Source organism: Bradyrhizobium sp. BRP22, assembly GCF_020194175.1.
Classification (GTDB): domain Bacteria; phylum Pseudomonadota; class Alphaproteobacteria; order Rhizobiales; family Xanthobacteraceae; genus Bradyrhizobium.
The window spans coordinates 114,078-138,292 of record NZ_JADYVX010000010.1 but is presented as its reverse complement, the minus strand read 5'-3'; the positions used below and the strand labels follow the sequence as shown (position 1 = coordinate 138,292).

The 24,215-nt window shown below is 61.1% G+C and carries 23 protein-coding genes; 18 read left to right on the top strand and 5 right to left on the bottom strand.

Annotated elements, in window-relative coordinates:
- Positions 1–2,271: a formate C-acetyltransferase gene (pflB, locus tag I6F35_RS15815; RefSeq protein ID WP_225118610.1), complete on the bottom strand. Its 2,271-nt coding sequence runs from the start codon at positions 2,269–2,271 to the stop codon at positions 1–3.
- 315 nt (positions 2,272–2,586) lie between these two features.
- On the opposite strand from pflB, the gene I6F35_RS15810 reads away from it, so the two are divergent.
- From I6F35_RS15810 to I6F35_RS15795, 4 genes are all read left to right on the top strand, one after another.
- Complete coding sequence (locus I6F35_RS15810) at positions 2,587–3,558, top strand: phosphate acetyltransferase (protein WP_225118609.1); 972 nt, start codon at positions 2,587–2,589, stop codon at positions 3,556–3,558.
- 5 nt (positions 3,559–3,563) lie between these two features.
- A complete protein-coding gene (locus tag I6F35_RS15805) occupies positions 3,564–4,778 on the top strand; it encodes an acetate/propionate family kinase (RefSeq protein WP_225118608.1) in 1,215 nt (404 codons plus the stop codon).
- A complete protein-coding gene (gene fabI / locus I6F35_RS15800) occupies positions 4,775–5,566 on the top strand; it encodes an enoyl-ACP reductase FabI (RefSeq protein ID WP_225118607.1) in 792 nt (263 codons plus the stop codon). The genes I6F35_RS15805 and fabI overlap by 4 nt, the downstream gene beginning before the upstream one ends.
- 168 nt (positions 5,567–5,734) lie before the next feature.
- Positions 5,735–6,199 (top strand): potassium channel family protein, encoded by a 465-nt coding sequence (locus I6F35_RS15795; RefSeq protein WP_225118606.1) that lies wholly within the window; start codon positions 5,735–5,737, stop codon positions 6,197–6,199.
- Here the strand turns inward: I6F35_RS15795 and I6F35_RS15790 are convergent.
- A complete protein-coding gene (locus tag I6F35_RS15790; protein WP_225118605.1) occupies positions 6,177–6,863 on the bottom strand; it encodes a helix-turn-helix domain-containing protein in 687 nt (228 codons plus the stop codon). The two genes, I6F35_RS15795 and I6F35_RS15790, sit on opposite strands and share 23 nt — an antisense overlap.
- 201 nt (positions 6,864–7,064) lie before the next feature.
- Here I6F35_RS15790 and I6F35_RS15785 point away from each other — a divergent pair, with 201 nt between their 5' ends.
- Entirely contained in the window at positions 7,065–7,697 is a 633-nt protein-coding gene (locus tag I6F35_RS15785) for a response regulator (protein WP_225118604.1), read from the top strand.
- 168 nt (positions 7,698–7,865) lie between these two features.
- On the top strand, positions 7,866–8,252 hold the full coding sequence (locus I6F35_RS15780; protein WP_346283166.1) for a response regulator: 387 nt from the start codon (positions 7,866–7,868) through the stop codon (positions 8,250–8,252).
- A gap of 16 nt (positions 8,253–8,268) precedes the next feature.
- Here the strand turns inward: I6F35_RS15780 and I6F35_RS15775 are convergent, their stop codons facing one another.
- Together I6F35_RS15775 and I6F35_RS15770 are read right to left on the bottom strand one after the other, a co-directional pair.
- Positions 8,269–8,877 carry an invasion associated locus B family protein gene (locus I6F35_RS15775; RefSeq protein ID WP_225118602.1) on the bottom strand — a complete coding sequence of 203 codons (609 nt, stop codon included), beginning with the start codon at positions 8,875–8,877 and terminating at the stop codon, positions 8,269–8,271.
- Positions 8,878–8,908: 31 nt separating this feature from the next.
- Positions 8,909–9,796, bottom strand: a complete 888-nt coding sequence (locus I6F35_RS15770; RefSeq protein WP_225118601.1) for a dienelactone hydrolase — start codon at positions 9,794–9,796, stop codon at positions 8,909–8,911.
- A 186-nt stretch (positions 9,797–9,982) separates the two neighbouring features.
- On the opposite strand from I6F35_RS15770, the gene I6F35_RS15765 reads away from it, so the two are divergent.
- From I6F35_RS15765 to I6F35_RS15755, 3 genes are all read left to right on the top strand, one after another.
- Positions 9,983–11,656, top strand: coding sequence for a SulP family inorganic anion transporter (locus tag I6F35_RS15765; RefSeq protein WP_225118600.1), 1,674 nt, complete (start codon positions 9,983–9,985; stop codon positions 11,654–11,656).
- A gap of 152 nt (positions 11,657–11,808) precedes the next feature.
- Entirely contained in the window at positions 11,809–12,237 is a 429-nt protein-coding gene (locus tag I6F35_RS15760; protein WP_225118599.1) for a hypothetical protein, read from the top strand.
- 273 nt (positions 12,238–12,510) lie between these two features.
- Positions 12,511–14,403 carry an ATP-binding protein gene (locus I6F35_RS15755; protein ID WP_225118598.1) on the top strand — a complete coding sequence of 631 codons (1,893 nt, stop codon included), beginning with the start codon at positions 12,511–12,513 and terminating at the stop codon, positions 14,401–14,403.
- 381 nt (positions 14,404–14,784) lie between these two features.
- Here the strand turns inward: I6F35_RS15755 and I6F35_RS15750 are convergent, their stop codons facing one another.
- Positions 14,785–15,642 (bottom strand): IclR family transcriptional regulator C-terminal domain-containing protein, encoded by an 858-nt coding sequence (locus I6F35_RS15750; RefSeq protein ID WP_225118597.1) that lies wholly within the window; start codon positions 15,640–15,642, stop codon positions 14,785–14,787.
- 32 nt (positions 15,643–15,674) lie between these two features.
- Here I6F35_RS15750 and I6F35_RS15745 point away from each other — a divergent pair, with 32 nt between their 5' ends.
- The 9 genes from I6F35_RS15745 to I6F35_RS15710 all read left to right on the top strand — a co-directional run bounded on the left by I6F35_RS15745 (position 15,675) and on the right by I6F35_RS15710 (position 24,066).
- Positions 15,675–16,931, top strand: a complete 1,257-nt coding sequence (locus I6F35_RS15745) for an aromatic ring-hydroxylating dioxygenase subunit alpha (protein ID WP_225118596.1) — start codon at positions 15,675–15,677, stop codon at positions 16,929–16,931.
- 10 nt (positions 16,932–16,941) lie between these two features.
- The gene (locus I6F35_RS15740) at positions 16,942–17,412 is read left to right on the top strand and encodes an aromatic-ring-hydroxylating dioxygenase subunit beta (RefSeq protein ID WP_225118595.1); all 471 of its coding nucleotides are present in this window, start codon (positions 16,942–16,944) and stop codon (positions 17,410–17,412) included.
- Positions 17,409–18,398, top strand: coding sequence for a 4-hydroxythreonine-4-phosphate dehydrogenase PdxA (locus I6F35_RS15735; RefSeq protein WP_225118594.1), 990 nt, complete (start codon positions 17,409–17,411; stop codon positions 18,396–18,398). The genes I6F35_RS15740 and I6F35_RS15735 overlap by 4 nt, the downstream gene beginning before the upstream one ends.
- Positions 18,395–19,426, top strand: a complete 1,032-nt coding sequence (locus I6F35_RS15730) for a 2Fe-2S iron-sulfur cluster-binding protein (protein WP_225118593.1) — start codon at positions 18,395–18,397, stop codon at positions 19,424–19,426. Before I6F35_RS15735 ends, I6F35_RS15730 begins: the two co-directional genes overlap by 4 nt.
- A gap of 71 nt (positions 19,427–19,497) precedes the next feature.
- Positions 19,498–20,877 carry an MFS transporter gene (locus I6F35_RS15725; protein ID WP_225118592.1) on the top strand — a complete coding sequence of 460 codons (1,380 nt, stop codon included), beginning with the start codon at positions 19,498–19,500 and terminating at the stop codon, positions 20,875–20,877.
- A 46-nt stretch (positions 20,878–20,923) separates the two neighbouring features.
- Positions 20,924–21,052, top strand: coding sequence for a hypothetical protein (locus I6F35_RS40185; RefSeq protein ID WP_275945465.1), 129 nt, complete (start codon positions 20,924–20,926; stop codon positions 21,050–21,052).
- Between the two features lie 198 nt (positions 21,053–21,250).
- Positions 21,251–22,270, top strand: a complete 1,020-nt coding sequence (locus tag I6F35_RS15720; RefSeq protein WP_225118591.1) for an iron ABC transporter substrate-binding protein — start codon at positions 21,251–21,253, stop codon at positions 22,268–22,270.
- A gap of 12 nt (positions 22,271–22,282) precedes the next feature.
- A complete protein-coding gene (locus tag I6F35_RS15715) occupies positions 22,283–23,302 on the top strand; it encodes an iron ABC transporter permease (protein WP_225118688.1) in 1,020 nt (339 codons plus the stop codon).
- Positions 23,299–24,066 carry an ABC transporter ATP-binding protein gene (locus I6F35_RS15710; RefSeq protein WP_225118590.1) on the top strand — a complete coding sequence of 256 codons (768 nt, stop codon included), beginning with the start codon at positions 23,299–23,301 and terminating at the stop codon, positions 24,064–24,066. Before I6F35_RS15715 ends, I6F35_RS15710 begins: the two co-directional genes overlap by 4 nt.
- Positions 24,067–24,215: the final 149 nt, after the last annotated feature.

The following is a 24,215-nucleotide window of genomic DNA, read 5'->3' as shown; positions in this document are numbered from 1 at the left end:
TCAGATTTGTCCGTGGAAAGTGCGACTGATCACGTCCCTCTGTTGCTCCGGCGTGAGGCGGATGAAGTTCACCGCATAGCCGGACACGCGGATCGTGAGCTGCGGGTATTTGTCCGGATTCTTGATCGCGTCCTCGAGCGTGTCCCTGTCGATCACGTTCAGATTCATGTGGAATCCGCCCCGCTCAAAGTAGACGTCGAACGCCTTGACGGCTTCATCGATCAACTGGCCGCCGGACAAGTGCGCCTTCTGTGGAGCGACCGAAACTGTGTAGCTGATGCCGTCCTGCGCATCCCTGTAGGGAAGCTTTGCCACCGAGAGGCACGAAGCCAGCCAGCCATGACTGTCCCGGCCGTGCATCGGATTCGCTCCCGGCCCGAACGGCTCGCCTTTCCGTCGTCCGTCCGGGGTATTACCCGTCGCCTTGCCGTACACGACGTTAGAGGTAATCGTGAGGACGCTCTGCGTATGTGTCGCGTTTCGGTACGTCGGGTGCTTGCGGATCTTCTCCATGAAGCTGGTGACGATGCTCGAGGCGATCTGATCGACGCGATCGTCGTTGTTGCCGAATTGCGGCGTCGCTTTATTACCTTCATTTTGATAGTCGACGATCAATCCACTCGGGTCGCGCGCAACACGGACCTTTCCATATTTGATCGCGCTCAGACTATCGGCGACGACGGAAAGTCCGGCTATCCCGAACGCCATGGTTCGCAGGATGTCGCGATCGTGGAGCGCCATCTCCAGGCGTTCGTAGAAGTACTTGTCATGCATGTAATGGATGCAGTTCATCGCATGCACATAGGTGCGCGCCAGCCACTCCATCGTGACGTCGAACTTGGCCATGACATCGTCGAAGTCGAGGAAGTCGCCGGTGACCGGCAGGGTTTGGGGCGCGACCTGTTCGCCGGATATCTCGTCGCGACCGCCATTGATAGCGTAGAGCAGCGCCTTTGCCAGATTGACGCGCGCACCGAAGAATTGCATCTGCTTGCCAAGGCGCATTGCCGAAACGCAGCAAGCGATTCCATAATCGTCCCCCCAGAACGGCCGCATGAGATCGTCGTTCTCATATTGCAGGGAGGACGTGTCGCGGCTGACCTTGGCGCAGTAGCGCTTGAAGGCCTCCGGCATGTGCTTCGACCAGAGAATGGTGATGTTTGGTTCGGGTGCCGGGCCAAGATTGTAGAGGGTGTGCAGCATCCGATAGCTGCTCTTCGTCACCAGAGCACGTCCATCCAGATCCATTCCGCCGACGCATTCGGTTGCCCAATAGGGATCGCCGCTGAACAGCGCGTCGTATTCAGGCGTACGGAGAAATCGGACGATACGAAGCTTCTGCACCAACTGGTCCCATAGCTCTTGGGCTCCGGCCTCGTCGAGGACACCGTCCTTCAGGTCGCGTTCGATGTAGATGTCAAGGAAGCTCGAGATGCGACCGATGGACATTGCGGCGCCATTGGCTTCCTTGATCGCGCCCAGATAGGCGAAATAGGTCCATTGGAATGCTTCGTTGGCATTGGTCGCCGGCTTCGATATATCGCAGCCGTATAGCTTCGCCATCGAGGCCAGATCCTCGAGCGCGCGCATCTGCTCTGCCAATTCCTCGCGCTGCCGAATGATTTCATCAGTTGGCCACATGTCGTCGAGCTGGCCGCGCTCCGCGCGCTTGGCCTCGAGAAGCCGATCGGTTCCATAAAGGGCCACCCGCCGGTAGTCGCCGATGATGCGACCGCGGCCATAGGCATCCGGCAGGCCGGTGATGATACCGGACCTTCGGCAATTCATGATCTCGGGCGTATAGGCGTCGAACACGCCGTCATTGTGCGATTTTCGATACTTCGTGAAGGCTTCGTGCACGCTTGGATCGGGTTCGAAGCCGGCGGCTTTGAGGCCTGCCTCGACCATCCGCAGTCCACCGAACGGGAAAATGGCACGCTTGAAAGGCTGGTCGGTCTGAAGCCCTACAATGATTTCGTTGGCTCGATCGATGTAGCCGGCCGGATGGGCCAGCATCGTTGACGGTGTTTTGGCATCGACCGCAAGCACTCCCTTCTTCCGTTCGTCGGCGAAGTACGGCTGCAGTTTTGCCCAGACCGCTTTTGTGCGCTGCGATGCCTCCGCGAGGAAATCCTCATTTCCGGTGTAAGGGGTGACATTGCGGACGATGAAATCGCGAACGTTGATCGATGTAACCCAATCGCCAGGCCGAAAATCTTTCCAGCAATCTCCAGTATCAGCTTCCTTCTTCAGCGCTGCGCTTGCCTTCATGGTGACCTCCCGGCGTTCGCTTGATCTGGCGCGCGGGCTTGATCAGGATCGCGCGACTGGTGCGAGACGGGTCGATCATTGGAGTGTTGGCGACCCCGCATTTGATCTATGTCAAACCAGGCAGACGCTCTGCGGTTCGCTCGCGGCCGAGCCTCCGCGCACGTTCTTGGATGTCCGCTCCCACGGTGCAGCCCTGAGGTATCGTCCCGCGCCAGCGAAGAGAGCCGGCGATTGACTTAGATCAAAGCTCCTCCGGCAACGGCGCCTCTGATCCACCAAGCTTGTAACGCTGGCCCAAGGACCTGGAGCAGCACCATGAATTCTGTGGTAGCCGATAACAGCGAAACACGATCCCACAGCAAATATGACCGTTTGATCGCAGCTACAAAGGCGGTGCAGCCGGTATCGACCATTGTCGTGCATCCCTGCGATGAAACCTCCTTGCGGGGCGCAGTCGATAGCGCGGCGGCCGGCATCATCAAGCCGGTTCTGGTCGGGCCTGAAACGAAGATCAGCAAGACGGCGAGCCAGCACGGTCTCGATATATCCGGATTTGAGATCGTCGATGCCCCACACAGTGAGGCCGCGGCTGCCAAGGGCGTCGAGTTGATCCATGCAGCCAAAGGCGAAATGCTGATGAAGGGCAGCCTGCATACCGACGAGCTGATGCGCAGCGTCACCGCGAAAGCGACAGGTTTGCGGACCGATCGACGCATCAGCCATGTGTTCGTGATGGATGTTCCGGCCTATGCGGAGACCGTGTTCGTGACGGATGCGGCGATCAATATTTTCCCCGACCTGGATGACAAGCGGGACATCATCCAGAACGCCATCGATCTCTTCACGCAGGCCGGGTTCGGCACGTCGCCGAGGGTCGCGATTCTGTCCGCGGTCGAAACCGTCACCTCCAAGATTCCATCCACGATCGAGGCCGCGGCACTCTGCAAAATGGCGGATCGCGGGCAGATTACCGGCGGGCTTCTCGACGGACCGCTTGCCTTCGACAATGCAATCGATGTGGAAGCGGCCAAGATCAAGGGGATAAAGTCTGAGGTCGCCGGCCGAGCTCAGATCCTGGTCGTTCCCGACCTCGAAGCTGGGAATATGCTGGCGAAGAACCTTGCCTACTTCGCCAAGGCCGACGGCGCCGGCATCGTGCTCGGAGCCCGGGTGCCGATCGTTCTGACGTCCCGCGCTGATTCGCCGCGGGCGCGCATGGCCTCCTGTGCAGTCGCAGCACTCTATGCCGATGCGCGGCGCAGACTTGCTCCAATTGCCGCCGCGTGATCGCCATGGACACGATCCTTGTCGTCAATGCGGGCTCCTCCAGCGTCAAGTTCCAGGTCTTTTCGATTGAGGGGGAAGGGAGGCTCCGGCGGCAGATCAGGGGACAGATGGATGGCATCGGCAGCCGTCCGCGCCTGCGCGCTGTCGATGCAAACGGCGATCCGCTGGCGGAGCGGGCTTACCAAATCGAAAGCGTTTCGGACATTCCGGCTGCAATGGCTATTGCGGGAGCGTGGCTGCGGGACGAGCTTCGCATCACCCCGATGGCCGTCGGGCATCGCGTGGTCCATGGCGGTCCGGATTATGGGCGGCCGGTGCTGATCGACCATGACGTGGTGTCCCGCCTGGAGCGTTATGTCGCACTGGCGCCGTTGCATCAGCCCCACAATCTGGCGCCGATCCGTTCGTTGCTCGCGAATTTTCCCGCGCTTCCGCAGGTGGCGTGTTTCGACACCGCATTTCATCGTACGCACGGGCCGGTAGCGGACCATTACGCGATCCCTTATCAGTTCCACGCCGAAGGCGTGCGACGTTATGGTTTCCACGGCCTGTCCTATGAATATATCGCGAGAACCCTGGCGCAGATCGCGCCGGACGTTGCAAAGGGGCGGGTGATCGTCGCTCATCTCGGCAGCGGCGCGTCGATGTGCGCTTTGAACGATGGGCGCAGCGTGGAAAGCACAATGGGCTTCACCGCGCTTGACGGCTTGCCAATGGGAACCCGTCCGGGGCAGATCGATCCCGGGGTCGTGCTTTATCTTATATCCGAAAAGGGAATGTCTGCGTCGAACGTCCAGGACTTTCTCTACCGCAACTGCGGACTGAAGGGTCTCTCTGGCGTCAGCAATGATATGCGGCAGCTGGAGGCAAGCGACGATCCGCACGCGAAATTGGCGGTCGAGTATTTCGTCTATCGCATCTGCCTCAACGCCGGCATGCTCGCGGCTGCGCTGCAGGGCCTGGATGCGTTCGTCTTCACGGCTGGCATTGGTGAGAACTCGGCAGAAATTCGCGCACGCGTCATCGAGCAGTTGGTCTGGCTCGGCATCGCCTTCGATCCTGCCGCGAATTCCAACCATGCGCGGCTGATATCGCGATCCGACAGCCGCATTCCGGTGTACGTCATACCGACGGATGAGGAATTGATGATTGCGCAACACACGTTGTCGGTGCTGTTGAACAATCCATCGTCCAGCCCGGATCGTGAGAGAGTGTCATGAATATTCCTGCATTTCCGGAAACCAGGGTCGCCCTCAAGGGAAGAAAGGGTCTGATTGTTGGCATTGCCAACGATCAATCGATCGCCTGGGGCTGCGCCAAGGCGTTTCGTGCGCTCGGCGCCGATCTGGCCGTCACCTACTTGAACGAGCGGGCCAAGAGGCATGTGGAGCCGCTCGCGCAGGCGCTGGAAGCCCAAATCTTCATGCCGCTCGACGTTAACGCCGAAGGCCAAATGGAGCAGGTGTTCGGGCGCCTGGAGAAGGAATGGGGACGCCTCGATTTCCTGCTACACTCGATCGCGTTCTCTCCAAAGGATGCGCTGCACGGCCGCGTGGTGGACGTTGGACGCGACGGCTTTCTAAAGACGATGGAGATTTCGTGCTGGTCCTTTATGCGCATGGCGCATCTGGCCGAGCCCTTGATGAAGGATGGTGGGACGCTGTTCACGATGACTTATTACGGCAGCCAGATGGTGGTGCCGAACTACAATGTCATGGGGGTCGCCAAGGCTGCGCTTGAGGCGGCGGTGCGCTATATCGCAGCAGAACTGGGGCCGAAGGGTATCCGAGTGCACGCGATTTCGCCCGGACCGCTGGCCACTCGAGCTGCGTCCGGAATTCCGGAATTCGACGAACTGATGGACAAGGCGCAGTCGAAAGCGCCTGCCCGCAGCCTCGTCAGTATCGACGACGTCGGTAACGCAACTGCATTCCTGGCGCTCGACGGCGCGAAGCTGATCACCGGCGGTGTGATGTATATCGACGGCGGCTATCACATCATCGATTGAGCGCGTCGTAGCGGCCGCGCGGTCGTTCATTAGGCAGCACGATAGTTCTTCCACGATTGGGTGGAGGCTGATCGAACGACGAGGAGCACAGTCGGCTCGGCCTTGGAAGCCGCATCGAATGTGTTTACTCACAAGAGCCCTTGCGCTTTGCGGATTGGAGGCTGACGGATGGCGCTACAATTCCTGGTCAGCGCCATCGTCAGCGTAGTCACCATCATGATCCACGCTCTGGCGACCATAGCCGCGGTCTCTATCGTCCGTGTTGCCGCGCGACGACATACCGACTGGCCGAGGCTTCATCTGATGAGCGTCATGGTCACTGCCGCGACCATGCTGATGCTGGCTCATTCCCTTGAAGTCTTGGTCTGGGCACTGGCCTATGCGATTGTCGGCGCTGGTCCCGCCGGAACCGATGTCCTGTATTTCGCGTTCGTCAACTACACGACCCTTGGTTATGGCGACATCACGCCTGTGAAAGCGTGGCGGCTGACTGGACCGATAACCGCGATGAACGGCATCTTGATGTTTGGCTGGTCGACAGCTCTGCTGTTCGAGGTGCTGCGCAGGTCATACGAGCACCTTGCAACGATCGCCGCGCCGGGAGAGCCTTTCAGTCCCGCAGATCGAGGCTAGCCAGTTGGAGCCGGTCCAGGATCACGATCTGACGCTGGTTATTGCCTAAGAATCCGAGAATACCGAGCTGGTGGAGCCGCGACAGGGCGCGAGAGACTGTCTCCAGCGTCAGGCCGAGATAATCGGCGATGTCGCGGCGGCACATCGGTAGCGTCATGACGCTCGCTGCGGTAAGGCGCTTGTCCATTTCGAGCAGGAAGGCAACGACGCGTTCAAGCGACGTCTTGCGACCGAGCAGGAGCATGTGATCCTCGGCGTGCTGCAGGTTGTTCGTGGTCATGCTGAGCAGGTTGCGGGCGACCATGGCATCGCTCTGGGCCGCCAATTCCAGGCTGCTACGCTTCACCAGGCGGACTGCTGTGTCGACGATTGCCTCCGCCGTGAAGCGATGCTCGCTGCCGTTCTCCAGCCCGAAGATGTCGCCAGCGAGGTGAAACGCGCCAATCTGGCGGCGCCCGTCCGTGAGCAGCTTGTAGCTTCGCACTGCACCGGTCTTCACCTGATAAATATAAGCCGCCGGTTCTTTCTCCCCGTATATCTCCGTGCCTTTCTTGTAAGAAAATTCGTTTAAAGTCATCATCGGGTTCGAAGCGCTCGTCATGCCGAACGCGCCGAACATATTGGGTAGGGGAGCTGCCGGATCGGTGTTGACGTAGGAAAGCATGGCCTAACTCCTAACCTGAACGTCACGATTTTCGTCAGTCTTTGGAAGTATTGCGCTGCAAAAAAGTCGCGCTGAAGTTGAAGGCAGGATTCCTAATCATTGTTCCCAGGACCATTGTACTATGGGACAACTAGGCAATTGCCTCCAGATCGGCGGACTACCCGTCGCGGTGTGGCGAGTGCCGCCTTGGAGGGAGATAAGTTGCCTGGCCTCGTTCACGTCGTCGATGACGATGCGTCATTTCGAACAGCCATTGAGCGGCGTCTGAAGCTCGCCGGCTATGACGTCGCAACCTATCCATCCGCTCAGCAATTACTTGATCGCCTGCCAGACAATGGGCGGCTGGGATGCATCCTGCTCGACGTGCGAATACCCGATCTGAGTGGTCCCGAACTGCAGAACCGTCTCAGCGAACTCGGTTCGACGCTGCCGATCGTATTCCTCACCGGGTACGCCGACACTGCGACGACCGTGCGGACGATCAAGGCCGGCGCTGAGGATTTTCTTACCAAACCGGTATCTTCGGAACAGTTGATCGATGCCATCGAGCGCGCCATTGCGCGTCACGGGGCAGCGCGCAGCCAGCGGAGCCGGCTCGACTCCCATCGCTCCCTCCTTGCGACGCTGACGCCGCGCGAGCGACAGGTGTTCGATTTGATCGTACGCGGCAAGATCAACAAGCAGGTCGCCCATCAATTGGGAACAACCGAGCGCACAATAAAGGCGCATCGCCACCGGGTGATGGAGAAGATGCAGGTGCAGTCGCTCGCCGAACTGGTCTCGATCGCGGAGCGGCTCGGCGTACTCGACTCAAGGAATGACGCGGGACGTTAGACGGGAAAAACGCGCAAAGGCAGTCCGGTTCCGTCATAACCCTGTACGAACGGACAATATCACACCTTAATGACAGAGCGTACCCGAGGGTGCGAAATCAACCGAGTTCTCGGCTCGCGGTCAGGCGACCGACCCCAGTAGACGGCAGCCGAAGACATCCTCGAACAGTTGAAGCGAACCTTGTCGAATCCAAGATCTGTTTTGGTCGTAGATGACGACCGATCCATGCTCAGGAGCCTTAAGCGCCTGCTGAGACAACACGGCTTTGATACCACGTTGTTCGAGTCCGCCAGCGCTCTGCTTGGCCATGCCGATTTCGGGAGTGCCTTCTGCATTGTTCTGGATATCAATCTGGATGGTCAATCCGGCATTGATCTGCGTCGCCAGCTTGTGGACAAGGGCATCGGGCTGCCGGTCATCTATATCACCGGTAACGACAGCAGCGCGAACCGTACGGCTGCAGCGAAGTCTGGATGCGTTGCTTATCTCACCAAACCGTTCACGGCGAAGTCACTCATCGATCCGATCGAGAAAATGGCCGCTGCGATTGGCTAGCTGAACTTGTCCCTTTTCACTCGTCGATATCCTGTTCGAAAATGCGCGCAGGTCTGCCTTTGCGCGCTGTCGCAAATTGATCGAGTGGGAGTAGCGTCCTCACCGACAGCAAGTTGGTATCGACCACCCGCAGGGCGAGCGTCTGGCCAGAGTCCATATCGCGCAGCAGGTTCGGGTCGGCGAGGTCGCCCGCAATGCAGGTGTTGGTGAGGCACCACGTGAACGGAACTCGGTAGGTTGCTCCTTGATCAACGGCGAGAGTGGCGCCGGCCGGCAGGTAGAGGCCGACCGGCAGGAAAAGCTGTAGCCGCGCGCCCTCGCTATCCTCGCGCTCGGTCAGATAGACGCGAACCGCGGTCTGGCCGGTATTGAAGGTGCCGCTGAGCGTGGTGCGGCAGACCATCTTCGCGGCGCCAGGCTTGAAGCAGACCTTCTGCCATTCGCCAAATTTGATGTCGCGCGCTTCACGCTGGCCGCGAAAAGCAATTTCGGGGCCTCCCTTTTGCGCGCCGGTCGGGGCAGTCTGTTGTCCACATGCGGGCCTGCCCGCTGACACTATCAATGACAATGCTAAAGTGACGCCGAGGAACGGGGTCGGTAACAGTCTGGGAGGCTGCATCGTCATGCCTGTGCTCCTCGACGCCCGGTCACCGTCGCTATTTGTGCCTGTCCAGGAACGCGCCGACCAGCGGCGCCCAGACCGGGATGGCGTCCGCGGAGCCGACCAGGAAATGTCCATCGTCGCCGAACGGCGGAAGAAGATGGTATTCGGCGTTACCTCCCGCTGCGGTGAAGGCTTCGTGCATCCGTTTCGATAGGGCGGGGCCGAAAAACGTGTCGTTTTCGATGTAGATCCAGAGCATCGGCACGCGCGAAGTGCGGCCGAATTCAGCGGTGGCGTCGATCAGTCGATCCGGCGCGCAATTGTTGTTCGGCTTGCCGCCGACGCGGCCGCCGCGCCCGGCCGCAAACGTGATAATGGCCCTGACTGGCGCCGGGTTTAGGCTTGAAAGCGCAATCGACGCCCAACCACCCGCGGACTGACCGACCACGATGGCGTCCTTTGGCAGGATCTTCCTCTCGGCAGCCATGTAGTCGATGATCCAGAGGTTGAGCTGTGCAACAGCCATGCCTGCATCGCGGAAGTTCGGATTGGCGCAACTGCCGATCTTGGAAAAGAACGGCCCGTAGAGCCCGCGCTCGGGTATGTCGATGGCCGAGGCGCCGTAGCCAGATCCAACCGGGACCACCACGAAGTAGCCGCGCCGCGCGAACCACATGGCCGCGTCGCGGAATTCGACCAGCGGGAAGAAGCTGCGCTGCACGGGGTCAGGTGACACCCCATGGTTCATGATCGCAAGCGGGAAGGGGCCATTGCCGACCGGACGTACGACGTAAGCGATGGTCGGCAGGATGAGAGGCAACGCCCAGACTTCCTCCTGAATGCGCACGGCAGAACGCTGATCGTCTGGGCGCGCCGGCGCGACCTGGCTGAGGAGAACGAACAGCACTGTCGTCGCGAATCGTAAGCAAGCCTGACCCATATGACAGTCCCCGCTGTTACGAGGCGATTCGACGGATCGAATCCGGAGCGACGCTTGATCCAGATCAATTCCAGTCTGCTGCAGGCCGCCGTTCATCGGAGGAGTTCGGCGACGGCACAATACTCTCGAATCTCGCGTAGTGGCCCAGTTGACATGAAGCTATCGTCTTTTCAGCAATCAAGATGGATGCGGCTCTTTCCGCCGATGGAGTGGCTCGCCAACTATCGGTCTTCCTTCCTGTCCTCGGACGCCGTCGCGGGAATCACGCTCGCCGCCTACGCGATACCGGTGTCGCTCGCCTATGCGACGCTCGCCGGACTGCCGCCGCATGTCGGAATCTACGGCTATCTGCTCGGCGGCATCGGTTACGCGCTGCTCGGCTCCTCGCGCCAGCTCGCGGTTGGTCCGACGTCCGCGATTTCGCTCATGATCGCCGGCTCGGTCGGAGCTTTGGCCGCAGGCGATCCGGCGCGTTACGCCGAGATCGCGAGCCTGGTGGCCTGCGCGGTGGCGCTGCTCTGCCTGATCGCCTGGCTGTTCAAGCTCAGCCTTCTGGTGCGCCTGATCAGCGACAGCATTCTGGTCGGATTCAAGGCGGGCGCGGGGCTGACGATCATGATGACCCAGCTGCCGAGCTTATTCGGCGTTGCAGGGGGCGGTCACAACTTCTTTGACCGGGCTGTTCGGCTTGCCGGGCAACTCGGGGAGGTCAACTGGCTGGTTCTGACGATCGGACTCGCCTCGCTGCTGCTGTTGCTGAGCGGCGAGCGCCTTCTGTCGGGCAAGCCGGTTGGACTCGCCGTGGTCGCGCTATCGATTCTGTTCGCTTCGATGTTTGGCCTGCCGGCGCTGGGCGTGCCGATCACGGGAGCGATCCCCCAAGGGCTGCCGGCGTTTGCCATGCCGTCATTCGGGCTGTCGGAGCCGGCAGACCTGTTTCCGATCGCGGCCGGCTGTCTGTTGCTTGCCTATGTCGAGGGTGTTTCCGCGGCGCGGAGCTTTGCGGCCAAGCATGGCTACGGCCTCGATGTCCGACAGGAGTTTCTGGGACTGGGTGCCGCCAACCTCGCGGTTGCGCTCAGCCATGGCTATCCCGTTGCCGGAGGCCTGTCGCAATCCGCCGTGAATGACGCAGCCGGAGCCCGCACGCCGCTGGCGCTGGTGTTCTGTTCGATCACGCTGGCGCTATGCCTGCTGTTCTTCACGGGATTGCTGACAAATCTTCCTAAGGCCGTGTTGGCTGCCATCGTTCTCGCCGCAGTGTACAGGCTGGTCGACATCCCCGCACTGCTGCGCATGTGGAAAATCAGCCGGATCGATTTCTATGCGGCCGTGATCGCCCTTGCGTCCGTGCTGCTCCTTGGAATCCTGCAGGGCGTCCTCCTCGCGGCGCTCGCATCCATCTTCCTGCTGCTTGCGCGCGCGTCGCAGCCGAACGTGGCGTTCCTCGGACGGCTCCCCGGAACCGGCCGTTATTCGGATAGCGCCAGGCACCATGGGGTAGAGCCGCTGGTCGGCGTCATTGCATTCCGTCCGGAAGCCTCGCTGCTCTACATCAACGCCGAGACGGTCCTGGGCGCAGTTTTGGCCGCGCTTGGAAAATCGTCGGATATCAAGCTGGCCGTCTGCGATCTCTCTGCATCGCCCTTCATCGATCTGGCGGGGGCGCGCATGTTGCATGATCTGCATGGTGAGCTCGCAACCCGTGGTGTGGCGTTCTGCATCGTTGGCGCTCATGGCCAACTGCGCGACCTGTTGCAGGCAGACGGGCTGGCGGAAAAGACCGATAGCCACGACTGGATGCGGACGGTCGACAGCGTGCTTGGCGAAGGCAAGTTCGGAGGGCGATCGGGTGCCTGATGACTTCGCCGCGAGTTAACGCGGCATTGACTTGGATCAAGTGAACGACGGAGCGAGCCATCCAGTGTCGTTCGCGACGATCGGGAGAGACCCGCGTTCGAGCGCGTCTAACGCGTGAAGCAGGCTTGGCAAAATGCTCTTGGAGGCAAATCATGAGACACGTTGGGGGGATTGCGCTGCTGGCACTGCTGGGGTGTGCAGGACTGACTACGCCGTCGTGGGCAGAGACCGGCCAGGTTGCTGTCGTCTTCACTAAGGGCGGCTTCGTCCTCGGCGTCGGCGGCGGCGAGGGCGTGCTGCTACTCCGCGGCAAGCGCTACCCATTCACCGTCTCCGGCATGAGCGTCGGCTTTACGATCGGAGCCTCGACCACGAAGCTGGTCGGGCGTGCGCTGAATCTGCGGGGGCCGGAGTCCATCGAAGGCAGCTACGGCGCGGTCGGTGCCGGTGGCGCCATCGCCGGCGGCGCCGGAGGCGTTCAGCTGAGAAACAACAATGGCGTGATCCTGCAGCTCAGCGGACCGAAGATTGGAGCCGAAGTGTCGGCCGCCGTCGGTGGCGTCACCATACGATTGAAATGATCGCACAGCAGAGGGGCCGCGCCGATACGCGGCCCGGTCCGCTCAGTATCGATCAGCAACAAACTTCATCCCGCGCAATCCGGCCTGATGCTGCAACGGAGAAGGCGGCGCGGCAAAGCCGAATCCTCTTGCGTACAGCCCGTGGATGCCTACGGCCGGGGTCACGAAGCCGTCGCCCGGCGCAGTAAGCCGTTGGCTGTAGTGCAATTCGCGCTAGAATTACCGAACTTGAGATGCGAAGTTCGGACGTCTGAGACTGCCGCGGGAAACGGGATGGGCGGACATGCCCCCATTGGTGTGCCCAACATGAGCAGGCCGGTCGTAGCCACGTGGCTCTGCGCCTGCTTGCTGGTCTTGTCCGTCATCCTGCCGGAGCCGGCAAGCGGCGCCGCACCACGCGGCGAACCCAAGCGCGTGCTGCTGCTCCATTCCTTCGGGCGAGACTTCCGGCCATGGAGCGAATTTGCCCGGACTATCCGGGCGGAGCTTGAGCGTCAATCGCCATGGCCACTGGACCTTCAGGAACAGACGCTACTGACGGCGCGGTTCAACAATCCGGGCCGGGAAGCGCCGTTCGTCGATTATCTGCGCTCCCTCTACCAGGACGTGGCGCCCGACATTGTGATAAGCATTGGGGCGCCTGCGGCCAGCTTCGTCCAGAGATACCGTGCGGAGCTTTTTCCCAATACGCCCATGGTGCTGGCGGCGGTCGAACAGCGGCTGGTGAACCGCGCCGAACTTACGGACAACGACACCGTCATCTCAGTCCACAATGATTTCTCAGCCTTTTTCAGCAGTATTCTTCAGGTCCTGCCGGACACGAAAACGATCGCCGTCGTCATCGGCGCTTCTCCCCTGGAGAAGTTCTGGCTCGATGAAGCCAAGAGGGAGGCGAAGCCCTTCGAGAGCCGAGTCGCATTCGTCTGGTACGCGGATCTGTCATTTGAGGAAATCCTGAAGCGGGCGACGGCGCTTCCGCCGCACACCGTTCTGTTCTGGGGCCTGATGTCGGTCGACGCCGCAGGTGTCGCCCATGAGGGCGATCTCGCATTGCGCGGCCTTCATGCTGTTGCAAACGCTCCGATCTTTTCGTTCCAGGAAGCCTTTTTCGGCCAGGACACCGTCGGCGGACCGATGCATTCGATCGGCGCATCGAGCGAGAAGGCCGTCAATACTGCGATCCGCATCCTTGGTGGCGAGAGGCCTGCCAACATCAAGATCGAACCGATCGGGTTTGCACCTCCGAAATACGACTGGCGCGGGTTACAGCGCTGGGGCATCAGCGAGAGCAATCTGCCCGCGGGAAGCGAAATTCTGTTTCGCGAGCCGACATTCTGGGAAAAATATCGATGGCAGGTCGCGCTGATTGCGAGCGTGATCCTCGTGCAGGCTGCCTTGATCAGCGGATTGCTCCATGAGCGTCGTCGCCGTCGCCTCGCTGAGGTCGAATCGCGGCAGCGTTTGGCGGAGCTCGCGCGCGTTAACCGCTATTCGGCTGCCGGAGAAATGGCGGCCTCCATCGCGCACGAGCTGAATCAGCCGCTCGGATCCATTCTCACGAATACTGAAACGGCGGAACTGATGCTGAAATCGGTGTCGCCCGATCTCGAGGAAATACGGGAAATTCTGGCTGATATCAGACGTGATGACCAGCGGGCGAGCGAGGTGATCTGTCGCCTTCGCAGCATGCTCAGAAAGGTGCCGACTGAAGTTACCGAGATTGACCTCAACGAGACCATTGCGGGAGCCGTCGGCATCGTGTCGCCTTTGGCCGAAGGCCGCGCCGTGGGGTTGAAGTTTGTGCCGGCTCCAATGACGCTGCGGGCCAAGGGCGATACCGTTCAACTTCAGCAGGTTGTTCTCAACCTCATCATGAACGCGATCGATGCCGTATCCGACGTGCAATCCGAGAAGCGAGAGGTCGTCGTCGCAACGGCCAGATCTGACGAACAAGCCGAAATCCTGGTCAGCGATGCAGGTCCGGGCATCGCCGATGATCATCTGAAGGATATCTTCGAGCCGTTCTTCACGACCAAGGAGCAAGGTATGGGCATGGGGCTTGCGATCGCCCGCACGATCGTGGATGCGCACCATGGTCAGATCACGGTTGAAAACCGGAACTCAGGTGGCGCGGTGTTTCGGATCAAATTGCCACTGGTTCGTTGAGGTGCGGCGCGACTGGGCAACCGCGGGAGTCCGTCCCGATTCTTGCGTTGGTCGCACTGTTCGCATTTGCGTTTCCGGTGGCGCTATTGGAGGCAGCAAGCGCCGGGCCATGTCCGGGTCAATTTCCTGAAAGTCGGTCCGGTCATTGGCGGCGGCGGCACCGGCGTCCTGACGTATCGCGGCCGCAACTATCGGTTCCGGGTCTCGGGCGCCAGCCTCGGTGTTGCCGCCGGCGCATCCGCCAGTCGCCCCGGAAGGTCGGGCGTCAGGCATAAGTGACGTGCGCGATTTTGCCGGCATCTATGGCGCGGTCGGAGCTGGCGGTGCCCTTTTTGACGGTGCAGGTGGCGTCAACTTGAGGAAGCCTCGAGAAAGTGCGCTTCAACGCAGTTCTTTCAACGGCTGCGCGATCCGGTTCGCGCAATCAAGCAGCACAGGCAGCATGCGCTTGCGCAAATCGCTGACTTTGACGCGGGCGGAGGCCGCACTCACGCTGACGGCGGCAACGATGTCGCCGTTGGGGCCAAACACCGGGACGGCCATCGCTCTGATGCCGGGTGCCAGCTCCTCGTCGATGACTGCGTAGCCGTTCTTCGCAGCGGTTTTTATCGCAGACAGAATGTCCGGCATCTTGGTCAGTGTCCGCGGCGCGCGTGCGATCATCGGATACCGGCTCAGCCGCCGCGCGATGTCGTCATCGGTATGGCGGCCGAGCAGGATGCGGCCTGTCGCCGAGCAGTAGAGCGGCAGATAAGCACCCACGCGAACGCCGGTCTGAACATAATGTTGGGCTTCGGCACGCGCGATGAAGAGCGATTGATCGTTGTCAAGCACCGCAAGCGAAACCGATTCTGAAACTTCGTCGCGAGCGCGCTCCAGCAGCGGTTGTGCGACTTGGGCGAGTCTTTCGCGCTCGGATATCACGCCGCCCAGCCGGCGCAGCCGGGGCAGGGGACGGAAGTCTCGTCCTGACAATTCCAGGTAATTCAGCTCGACCAGAGTGAGAAGGCATCTGCGGGCTGCTGCGCGTGTGGCTCCGGATGCGCGCGCGGCGTCCGCGACACTCATCACCGGATGGACCGAGAACGCCTCGATGATCGCGAGTCCCTTCGCGAGCCCCGCCATTCCTTCGCGCTTCTCTTTGGGTTCTGCTGTCGCCATAGCCGGGTTCGCCTTGACAGCCGATTTAGAACGGCTCAAGGTGTTCGAAAATAAAGTATTTGTTCGATATTCGAACATGCATTGATCCAAGTCAATCGTAGGAAGCGCCGATGAACAAAATTGTTTTGCCGCCGGAAGCCGCGGGTCCAGCCCCCTGGCCGGCAGGCCTCACCCGCGTTCCGTATTGGGTGTTTCAGGATCAATCGGTTTACGCGGACGAGCAGCGCAAGATCTTCCAGGGGCCGAACTGGCATTATCTGGCGCTGGAAGTCGAACTCGCCGAGCCGGGAGATTTCCTCACCACGCTCATCGGCGATACGCCGGTGATCGTCACCCGCGACACCGACAATGAGATCTACGCGTTCGAAAATCGCTGCGCCCATCGCGGCGCACTGATCTGCCTGGAGAACCGCGGCAAGCATCGCAAGGATTTCAGCTGCGTGTACCACGCCTGGAACTACGATCCGCAGGGCAACCTGACAGGCGTCGCGTTCAAGGACGGCATCAAGGGCAAGGGCGGCATGCCCGACTCGTTCAAGATGGAGCAGCACGGTCCACGCAAGCTGCGCATCGCGATCATTCACGGCCTGATCTTCGGTTCATTCTCTGAGGACGTGCCGTCGATTGAGGAATATCTCGGCGAAGAGATTTTGAACCGCATCGAGCGCGTGCTCGGCGGCCGCACGCCCGTGGTGCTCGGGCGCTTCACCCAGGTGCTTCCAAACAACTGGAAGCTTTACATGGAGAACGTCAAGGACTCCTACCACGCCAGCATTCTGCATCTTTTCTTCACAACATTCGAATTGAACCGGCTGTCAATGAAGGGCGGCATCATAGTTGATGAAAGCGGTGGGCACCACGTCAGCTATTCGGCGATCGATCGCGAGGCAGAAAAGGACGTCGATTACGCCAAGCAGCAGTTGCGCTCGGAAAGCGAGTACAAGCTCGCCGATCCGACCTTGCTGGAAAGTTTCGACGAATATCACGATGGCTGCACGCTGCAGATCCTGTCGGTGTTTCCGACCTTCGTGCTGCAGCAGATCCAGAACGCCATTGCGGTTCGCCAGATCGTGCCGCGTGCCGTCGACAGGACCGATCTGAACTGGACCTATCTCGGCTTCTCTGATGATACGCCCGAGCAGCGCCTGACGCGCATCAAGCAGGGCAACCTGGTTGGCCCGGCCGGGTACATCTCGATGGAAGACGGCTGTGTCGGCGGCTTCGTGCAGCGCGGCATTGCCGGCGCAGGCGACGATCACGCGGTGCTCGAGATGGGTGGCGCCGATGCCAAGGGCAGCGAAAGCCGGGTGACCGAGGCGTCAGTGCGCGGCTTCTGGAAGGCCTATCGCGCCAACATGGGACTCTGAGGGATCCGTGATGACCAGCAGCGTTCTGCAATACATCATCGAAGCGCAGGCGAAGTACGCGCGCTGCATCGATGACGATCGCCTCGAGGAATGGCCGAGCCTGTTTCATGGCCCGTGCCTCTACAGGATCACGACCGCATCGAATTATCGCGACGGGCTCGAGGCCGGCATCGTGTTTGCTAACTCCCGCGGCATGCTGACTGATCGCGTCTCGGCGCTGCGCGAAGCCAATATCTATGAGCGACAGACTTATCGTCACATTCTCGGACAGCCGTCGATCTTGTCGGAAGACGGAGCAAAGGTGCGCAGCGAAACCTCATTCTTGGTGGCGCGCATCCTGCAGGATGGCGACACGTCGATCTACGCCACCGGCCGCTATTTCGATGTCTATGAGATCGCGGACCGATCGGCGCAACTGCAAGAGCGGACTGTCGTATGCGACAGCTCCCGGATCGACACGCTGCTGGCGCTGCCGTTATGACCCCGAAGTCCGTTGCGGTGACCATTGGCGATCCCAATGGCATCGGCCCTGAAATTGCGGTGAAGGCTGCGGTACTGTGTACGGAAGCGCAGCCCGGCTCATCTCCAATCCTGGTTGGCGATGAGCATGTCATCCGCTTCTACGCAGACAAATTTGCGCCGGGACGGACTCTGACGCAGGCCGGGGCATCCACCGACAAGCAGCCGTTGTTCTATCATCCTGTTGCCGCGCTTGACCTAAAAGCCTTCACGCCTGGGCACGGGCGCGCGGAGGGGGGCCGCGCCACCGTCGCCTATGTCGAGGCGGGACTCGATCTAATGAGAGAAGGGCGCGCTCACAGCATCGTAGCGTGTCCGCACTCAGAGACTAACGTGAATGCCGCCGGCATCAAGTTTTCCGGTTATCCGAGCCTCCTGGCACGGCTGAAGAAGGTGCCGGAGGATGAAGTGTTCCTCATGCTCGTCGGCGCCGGCTTGCGCATCGTTCACGTGACATTGCACGAGCGGCTTGCCAATGCGCTCGACCGGCTTACGCCAACGCTGATCGAGCGCGCTATTCGCACAACGATCGATGCCCTGCGAAATCTCGGTATTCCCAATCCCAGGCTTGGTGTTTTTGGCGTCAATCCGCACGCTGGCGAAGGTGGTCTCTTCGGCGATGATGACGATCGCATCGTCAAGCCGTTGGTCGAGCGGCTGAAGGCGGAAAACATCGATATCGAGGGGCCGGTGGGGGCTGATCTGATGCTAGGTCAGCAGGGCTTCGACGCGTTCGTGGCGATGTATCACGACCAGGGGCACATTCCGATCAAGCTGCTGGCGGGCCGGAATTCGGCGGCAATGTCGATCGGTGCGGGCCTGATGTTTTCAAGTGTCGGCCATGGCAGTGCCTTCGATATTGCGGGGAAAGGCATTGCCGATCCCACGCCCGTCCTGCGCTGCATCCAGCTCGTCGCCGGTGCCAGTCAATTCAAGGAAACGCCATGACCCACACGATCGCGGTCGAAGACGCCGGCATCAGCTTCACGTGCAATGACGGCGAAAGCATTCTCGTCGCAGCGGAGCGTGCAGGCTACACGATGCCCTACTCCTGCAGAAAGGGTGTCTGCGCATCCTGTGAGGGCTTTCTGAGCAAGGGGGATGTCAAACAACGCTCGAAAGAAATGACGGGCCCGACCGGAAAAGTCCTGTTCTGCACGGCCACCGCCAAGAGCGATCTCGTCATCCGGCCGCGGCGCATTCAGCGTCATGATCCGCTGGTGCGGAAGAAGATCCGGGCGCGGGTGTTTCGCATGTCGCGCCCGGCCGATGATGTAGCCATCCTGCAATTGCGCTTCCGGGCCAGCATTCGTGCCAAGTTCAAGGCCGGGCAGTATTTGCGCATCCGCACGCGCGAGGGCCACGAGCGCAGCTTTTCGATGGCCAATGCGCCTCAGGAGAGTGACGGCGTGCAACTGCACATTCGTCATGTGCCCGGCGGCGCGTTCTCCGAGAAAGTGCTGGCCTCCTTGCAGCTTGACGACGAACTCGAGGTCGAGCTGCCGTTCGGCGATTTCTACCTGCGCGAGGACGATCAGGCGCGTTACGTATTCGTCGCGACCGGTACAGGCTTTGCACCGTTGAAGTCCATGCTCGATGACATGATCCGGCGTCGGCTCAACCGCGAGGTGCGTTTCTATTGGGGCGGACGCACCAGCGCCGATCTTTATCTCGCGGAGATCTGTGAAAAATGGGCGAAGCGCTATCCATGGTTCACGTTCATTCCGGTGCTGTCTGAAGCTGACGCGAACTGGACCGGACGTCGTGGACTGGTTCACGCCGCGGTGCTCGAGGATGTTACCGATCTATCGGGCCGGCACGTCTATGCCTGCGGGAATCCGATGATGATCGAAGCCGCGCGCAATGAATTCACCACGCGCTGCGGATTGCCCAGCGATCACTTTTACGCCGATGCGTTCGTCCCGAGCGGATCGTCCGACACAACATCGGTTCAGGTCCTGCAAGCTGCGGGCTGACAGTTTCTGCGCGCGTCTTCGTGCCTGCAGCGGGGCGCGATAGGCGCGCCGTTCCAAGATCAAAAAACAAATTGGACCAGATCATTTTGGCCAGCAAAGGTGGGGAAATGAGTAGTACCGAAGTTGCTTTTGACGTCCCATCCTTCATCAACTCGCGCCGCACCGGCGTCACGCAATATGGCATTGTGGTTTTGTGTGGTCTCGTCATGTTCCTCGATGGCTTTGACACACAGGCCATTAGCTATATGGCGCCGTCGATCGCAAGAGAGTGGGAGCTCTCTAGAGAATTGCTCGGGCCGATCTTCTCATCGGCGCTGACTGGACTGATGGTTGGATATCTGCTGGTCTCGCCGCTATCGGACCGCTTCGGCCATCGCAAGCTCGTGGTCATCTCGACGTTTGCATTCGCACTTCTGACGATTGCGACAGTCTTTGCGACCAATGTCACTGAATTGATAGCGCTTCGTTTCGTTACCGGTATTGCGCTTGGCTCGGTGGTGCCAAGCGCCATCGCGTTGACGACCGAGTTCAGTCCTGCTCGCTTGCGCGCGACGTTCGTGCTGGCGATCTATTGCGGCTTCTCGCTGGGCTTCGTCGCAGCCGGCGCTGTCGCTGCGTGGGCTATTCCTGAATATGGCTGGCGCTCGATGCTGTGGATCGGCGGCGCGGCGCCCATGCTCATCGCGATCCTGGCGCTGATGTTCTTGCCGGAGTCGATGGATTTCCTCATTCGCACCAAAGCGAAGCCGGATGCAGTCTGGCGCGTGGTGCGCCGTGTGGATGGTGCGCTGCCAGTAGAGGGGCCGACACAGTTCGTCACCGAGGTGGCCGAGCGGCGCGGCGCAGTTGGGAGTCTGTTCTCATCCGGGCGCGCAGCGGGAACGCTGGTGATCTGGATCGTATTCGTGTTGAACCTTGCGGAGTTCTACGCGCTGCAAAGCTGGCTGCCATCGATGCTGACGAATGTCGGCCATTCTCTCAACACGGTGGCGCTCGCTACCACCATGACCACTGTTGGCGGCATCGTCGCCGCATTCGCGATCGGACCGGCGATGGACCGCATCGGGCCCCATGGGTCACTTGCCACCGTTTATCTGGCGGGCGTCCTGTTCGTTCTGTCGTTCGGCTATTCGATCGACAAGCCGGGCTGGATCATGATCGTGGCTGCGTTCTGTGCCGGGTTTTGCGTCAGCGGCGGACAGAAGAGCGTGATCGCGCTGGCGGCGATTTATTACCCGACCGCGATCAGGTCCACCGGTGTGGGTTGGGCGCTTGGCATCGGCAGGTTAGGGGGCATTGGTGGCCCGCTGTTGATCGGCGCGTTGCTCGCGTCCCACTTGAGCCCGCAACATATTCTCTATGTTGCTGCGATCCCGATGTTGCTCGCCGGATTGCTCATCCTGCTGCTTGGCCATTGGTATGGGCGGGACGCAGCCAAGGGAGAAGGTTGAGGAAGCCGTCCCCTACCACCGCTCTGCTTGTACGAAACGCGTCGACATGATGCAGGTAGTCGGCTACGACATGGCGCGCGCCGCGGCGGACAAGGTCTATGAAGCGGCCGGCAGCGGGCTCGAGGGTCTCGACGTCGTCGAACTGCGTGCGGGAGATCTGCCACACTTGCCGTGAAGACTGCGCGTCAATATCCTTGAGTGCCAAGCGTTCGGGAAGGGCGAGCACCGCGGCGCAGCATAATCGACATGGCCATTCCGATAGCCAATGAGACCATCGATGGCTCAAGCTCACGGTAGGCCCTGAAACGGGCATGCCGTGGTCAAAGGCACGTAGTGGTAGGGGCGAGCCAGCCGAGAGAGATGGACAGTGGACATGAGCCTCACGCGACGCGCGCTCCTTACGGCTTCCGCGATGCTGCTCGTGCCTTCAGTCGCGCGTGCAGCCAGTATCACTGACGCTGCCGGCCGCGTCATCACAATTCCCGAAACCGTCATGCGTGTATTCCCGGCTGGGCCGCCGGCCGCGATCCTGCTCTATACCCTGGCGCCGGATCTGCTGCTTGGCTGGCCACGCGCCAATCGGGCCGAGGAATGCGCGTTCATGCTGCCCGAGATCTGCACGCGCCCCGAGGTCGGACGCCTGACCGGCCGCGGCAACACCGCCAACCTGGAATCGGTGCTCGCGCTCAAACCTGATCTCCTCCTCGATGTCGGCTCGACCACACCGACTTTTGCTTCGCTTGCCGCGCGCGTCCAGGAGCAGACCGGAATCCCGTATGCATTGCTCGACGGGCGGTTCGAGGCGACCGCGTCCGCCTATCGTTTGCTGGGGGCGTTGACGCACCGCGATGCGGAGCCGTTCGCAGCTTACAGCGAAACAACTCTCGCAACGATCAAGGCGCGGATCGACCGGGTGCCGGAAGACCAGCGCCCCCGCGTCTATTACGCGCGTGGGCCACGCGGGCTTGAGACTGGGCTTGGCGGCTCGATCAATGTGGAGACGATCGAGTTCCTGGGCGCGCGCAACGTTGCGGCCGAAACCCGGGGCGGGCTCGCCACGGTGTCCGTCGAGCAGGTGCTCGTCTGGAATCCGCAGGTGATCGTCACCATCGACCGCGACTTTGCTGCAAATGTGCAAAACGATGCGCAATGGAGGCAAGTCGACGCAGTACGCGCCGGTCGCGTGCATCTGGCGCCAAAGCTGCCGTTCGGCTGGGTCGATTTTCCGCCGTCGGTCAACCGGCTGATCGGGCTCTGGTGGCTGGCCAAGATCCTTTATCCCGATCATTTCGATGAAGACGTCCGCGGGCTCACGCGTGACTTCTATTCGCGCTTCTATCATGTGACGCCGTCAGACGCCGATATCGACCGTGTGCTCGATGGCCGCGGGTGATAGTTTGTCATGATGGCTCGCTCCAGCGCACCCGGCTTCCTGATCTCCTCCCTTATCCTCATTTTGGGATTACTGCTCGCATTCACCGTCGGGCGTTATCCGGTCAGCGTCAGCGATCTCTTTGCGGTCGTCGCTGCAAAGCTGACCGGCCACGCGCCAAACGTGCCGCCCGCGGTTGAGAGCGTGATCTGGCAGGTGCGCGGTCCCCGCATCATCGCGGCAGGTCTCGTGGGCGCCGCGCTCGCGGTCGCCGGCACTGCATTCCAGGGGCTGTTTCGCAATCCGCTGGTCTCGCCCGATATTCTCGGCGCTTCGTCCGGCGCAGCCCTCGGTGCCGTGCTCGGCATCTTTGTTTCGCTGGGCGTGTTCGCGATCCAGGCGCTGGCGTTTGTCGGCGGGCTCGTTGCGGTCGCTGCAGTCTATGCCGTCGGATCGGCGGTCCGGGCGCGGGACCCCGTACTGGTGCTGGTGCTCGCCGGCGTCGTCATCGGCGCACTCCTCGGCGCAGGCGTCGGCTTGATAAAATATCTGGCCGATCCCTACAACCAGCTTCCCGCCATGACGTTCTGGCTGCTCGGCAGCCTCGCCGCCACGGGACCTTCCGATCTTGTCCCGCTGTTCGGACCTGTCGCGCTGGGCACTCTGGCGCTGCTTACCCTGCGCTGGCGCATGAACGTGATGTCGTTACCTGACGAGGAGGCGCGCGCGCTCGGCGTGCCGACGGGACCCTTGCGTATCGCCATCGTGGCGGCGGCGACACTGGTCACGTCCGCAAGCGTTGCGACCGCCGGCATTATCGGCTGGGTGGGCCTCGTGGTGCCGCACATCGCGCGCACGCTGGTAGGGCCCGATTTCGGGCGGCTGATCCCCGCCGCGGCACTGATCGGAGGCGGATTCCTGCTTCTGATCGACACGCTCGCCCGCACCGCGGCCGCAGTCGAGATTCCGCTCGGTATTCTCACCGCCCTGGTCGGCACGCCATTCTTCATCTGGCTGCTCGCCAGCGTCTCGAAGACCTGGTCCGCGGAATGATTCTCTCAGCGCATAATCTGACCATTGGTTATCGTGACCTGGTGGTTGGAAGCCACCTGGATGTCTCTTTGAAAACAGGCGAGGCGCTGGCGTTACTGGGCCCGAACGGCGGCGGCAAGACCACGCTGCTCAAGACGCTGCTTGGCCTGTTGAGGCCCTTAAGCGGCGAAGTGCGGCTCGGCGATCGTCCGCTGACGAGCTATACCGCTCGCGATCGCGCGCGACGCATCGCCTATGTGCCGCAATCGCATGCGGCGACCTTTGGCTTCACGGTGGAGACGGTGGTGCTGATGGGACGCACTGCGCACGGGACGCTCTTCACCCGACCGAGCGCCGCCGACCGTGCGGTCGCGCGGCGCATGCTGGAGCGCTTTGGAATCGTGCATCTGGCCAACCGTCCCTACACGATGATCTCGGGTGGCGAACGCCAGCTTACGCTTCTGGCGCGCGCGCTTGCACAGGAGCCGCAATTCGTCGTGCTGGATGAGCCGACCGCAAGCCTCGATTTCGGCAATCAGGGGCGCGTGATGCGGGAGATCGGCGCGCTCGTCGCATCCGGCCATGGCGTATTGTTCACAACGCATGATCCCAACCATGCGATGCGCGCTGCCAACCGGGCCTTCCTGCTGCGCCGGGGCGGATGCGTTGCTGAGGGGGACGTGCGCGCGGTGCTTGAGCGCGCGCAGCTGGAAGAGCTTTATGGCGCGAAGATCGTGAGCATACAGGATCGCGGCAGCGACCAAACCGCGTTCCTGCCGGGCTGAGCGGGGACCAAGCCGATAGGGCTGACCTAAGAATATTTGAGCATTCGAAGCCCTATCGCTGGCGTCTCCATTGATTATGTTGACGATACCGCAAGTGAAGAGACAGCCGACCGTCGATCTTAAGTTCCGGGAAGGATTCACATGAAACC

What these genes read in the sequence shown, in the direction of transcription:
- pflB (WP_225118610.1), bottom strand. Translation starts at nt 2,271, where the DNA reads ATGAAGGCAAGCGCAGCGCTGAAGAAGGAAGCTGATACTGGAGATTGC.
- I6F35_RS15810 (WP_225118609.1), top strand. Translation starts at nt 2,587, where the DNA reads ATGAATTCTGTGGTAGCCGATAACAGCGAAACACGATCCCACAGCAAA.
- I6F35_RS15805 (WP_225118608.1), top strand. Translation starts at nt 3,564, where the DNA reads ATGGACACGATCCTTGTCGTCAATGCGGGCTCCTCCAGCGTCAAGTTC.
- fabI (WP_225118607.1), top strand. Translation starts at nt 4,775, where the DNA reads ATGAATATTCCTGCATTTCCGGAAACCAGGGTCGCCCTCAAGGGAAGA.
- I6F35_RS15795 (WP_225118606.1), top strand. Translation starts at nt 5,735, where the DNA reads ATGGCGCTACAATTCCTGGTCAGCGCCATCGTCAGCGTAGTCACCATC.
- I6F35_RS15790 (WP_225118605.1), bottom strand. Translation starts at nt 6,863, where the DNA reads ATGCTTTCCTACGTCAACACCGATCCGGCAGCTCCCCTACCCAATATG.
- I6F35_RS15775 (WP_225118602.1), bottom strand. Translation starts at nt 8,877, where the DNA reads ATGACGATGCAGCCTCCCAGACTGTTACCGACCCCGTTCCTCGGCGTC.
- I6F35_RS15770 (WP_225118601.1), bottom strand. Translation starts at nt 9,796, where the DNA reads ATGGGTCAGGCTTGCTTACGATTCGCGACGACAGTGCTGTTCGTTCTC.
- I6F35_RS15765 (WP_225118600.1), top strand. Translation starts at nt 9,983, where the DNA reads ATGCGGCTCTTTCCGCCGATGGAGTGGCTCGCCAACTATCGGTCTTCC.
- I6F35_RS15760 (WP_225118599.1), top strand. Translation starts at nt 11,809, where the DNA reads ATGAGACACGTTGGGGGGATTGCGCTGCTGGCACTGCTGGGGTGTGCA.
- I6F35_RS15755 (WP_225118598.1), top strand. Translation starts at nt 12,511, where the DNA reads ATGGGCGGACATGCCCCCATTGGTGTGCCCAACATGAGCAGGCCGGTC.
- I6F35_RS15750 (WP_225118597.1), bottom strand. Translation starts at nt 15,642, where the DNA reads ATGTTCGAATATCGAACAAATACTTTATTTTCGAACACCTTGAGCCGT.
- I6F35_RS15745 (WP_225118596.1), top strand. Translation starts at nt 15,675, where the DNA reads ATGAACAAAATTGTTTTGCCGCCGGAAGCCGCGGGTCCAGCCCCCTGG.
- I6F35_RS15740 (WP_225118595.1), top strand. Translation starts at nt 16,942, where the DNA reads ATGACCAGCAGCGTTCTGCAATACATCATCGAAGCGCAGGCGAAGTAC.
- I6F35_RS15735 (WP_225118594.1), top strand. Translation starts at nt 17,409, where the DNA reads ATGACCCCGAAGTCCGTTGCGGTGACCATTGGCGATCCCAATGGCATC.
- I6F35_RS15730 (WP_225118593.1), top strand. Translation starts at nt 18,395, where the DNA reads ATGACCCACACGATCGCGGTCGAAGACGCCGGCATCAGCTTCACGTGC.
- I6F35_RS40185 (WP_275945465.1), top strand. Translation starts at nt 20,924, where the DNA reads ATGATGCAGGTAGTCGGCTACGACATGGCGCGCGCCGCGGCGGACAAG.
- I6F35_RS15720 (WP_225118591.1), top strand. Translation starts at nt 21,251, where the DNA reads ATGAGCCTCACGCGACGCGCGCTCCTTACGGCTTCCGCGATGCTGCTC.
- I6F35_RS15715 (WP_225118688.1), top strand. Translation starts at nt 22,283, where the DNA reads ATGGCTCGCTCCAGCGCACCCGGCTTCCTGATCTCCTCCCTTATCCTC.
- I6F35_RS15710 (WP_225118590.1), top strand. Translation starts at nt 23,299, where the DNA reads ATGATTCTCTCAGCGCATAATCTGACCATTGGTTATCGTGACCTGGTG.